This window comes from Burkholderia sp. (assembly GCF_018375725.1).
Taxonomy (GTDB): Bacteria; Pseudomonadota; Gammaproteobacteria; order Burkholderiales; family Burkholderiaceae; genus Burkholderia.
This window is the reverse complement of sequence record NZ_JAHACR010000512.1, coordinates 1-1,528: the sequence shown is the minus strand read 5'-3', so window position 1 is coordinate 1,528 and position 1,528 is coordinate 1. Positions and strand designations below refer to the sequence as shown.

The following is a 1,528-nucleotide window of genomic DNA, read 5'->3' as shown; positions in this document are numbered from 1 at the left end:
GCCGTACAGTTCACGCTCCACAATGGCGGACAGTCCGGGTCCCCCATGCAGGAACAGAGTGGTCGGCTGATTCACGCGCTACTCCCGATTGGCGATTGAATGAATTGACCTAAATGTAGCGTGGCGCCTCGCAGCGGCCTGACCCAGCGGCGCAGCGGGTGGCTCCCTATTCCCCAAATCACATGTAATAGGATGATTTGGCTATCGGTCCTTTTCACAGAGCATCGGCAGACATACGGGCTGGCGTATCTTGAGAACGAACGTCATACGCGGGCTGGTTGCAAAATTGAAGACGGAAATACTTCCGGGACCCGCCGGGAGGACCTTGCTGGCAGAATCGAGCTTGCCCAGTTGACGTCGCTCGCACTGGCTGCCTGCCGACCCACAAAGGGTCACGCTCAGCGCGTCTTGCCCTGGTTGTCCGCGAGGGCCTGAAAATCCAGTGAAATTCTGTTTAAGCTGTTCGAGCGTCACCGTTACGGGCCCACCCCGGCCGAGAAACAACATAATGCTGTGGTTCTCTCCTGTTTGGAGGGTTATCGGCTCGGTATTGGTTATTTTGTCGGGGGAAATAAGAGGCATCCACTTATCCTGCTGGTCAATCGCAATAATCAGGTTTCCCGCAACAAAGAGAAGACGCTGCCGAAATATTGAGTTGATGACTGGCACGTCGACCCCGGCAAGCTTGAGACCACCGCCGATTATTGCCGTGATTACACAAATGACGCCGAGACCTAACCATGTGTTGGACATGTTTTTGCTCCTGCTCGTATCTGCCTGCCGCTTATGCTCGTGCGAGCTCACTTTCGAGCGGCTGTATCGTGAAATGACCATAGCGTCGGGCATGGAGCTCGAGCCAAAATCATTGATTAAGGTAACGATGTTGGTCTGACCACCGATGACCGCCATGGCGCCACTCACAGTGAGCATGCGCTGTCGGCTTGCGCAGATGAGGCGACAAGCTCGAGAATCGCGATGGCCTTCAACAACGCCCACTGGTGGGAGAATTGAAGTCGACACGATTTCACGGTTACCTCGTTCAACTAATACGTGACCTATACGCAATGGAGGGCGGGCCTGTATTGACCCAGCGAAAACCTGCTCAAGTCGTCATGGAGGGAAGCGACGCTGCGTGGCAGCGGCATCGGCGTCGCCATGCGGGTGCCGATCGCATACATGAAGCCGTTGCGGGCGGTGCCACCGTCATCCTTATGATTTCAGCAGATAAACGTATCGGATTTGCTTCGTTGACGGGCCGCGACGCGCGATCGTAGATTCGCGTTTTGCATTCGACGGGGCTCGTTCGTGACCATCACCGCCACTCAATCAGCAGCCGGCAGACCGTCCGGCCACTTCGCCGCCACGACGCCGGGCGCCACGCGGCAGCACGTCGAGATTCGCGCCTTCGAGGGGCCGCTCGGCGCCGAAGTGATCGGCCTCGATCTGACGCAGCCGCTTGCCGATGACGATTTCTCGCGGATCCATCTCGCGCATCTCGACCACCACGTGCTCGTGTTCCGCGATCAGC

1 protein-coding gene and 1 pseudogene are annotated in these 1,528 nt (G+C 57.4%); one reads left to right on the top strand and one right to left on the bottom strand.

From position 1 onward, the window contains the following. Positions 1 to 201: 201 nt before the first annotated feature. Positions 202 to 930 carry a hypothetical protein gene (locus tag KH616_RS24955; protein WP_292254909.1) on the bottom strand — a complete coding sequence of 243 codons (729 nt, stop codon included), beginning with the start codon at positions 928 to 930 and terminating at the stop codon, positions 202 to 204. 381 nt (positions 931 to 1,311) lie between these two features. Between KH616_RS24955 and KH616_RS24950 the strand changes: the two are divergent. After that, positions 1,312 to 1,528, top strand: a pseudogene (locus KH616_RS24950) (TauD/TfdA family dioxygenase); the annotation flags it as partial.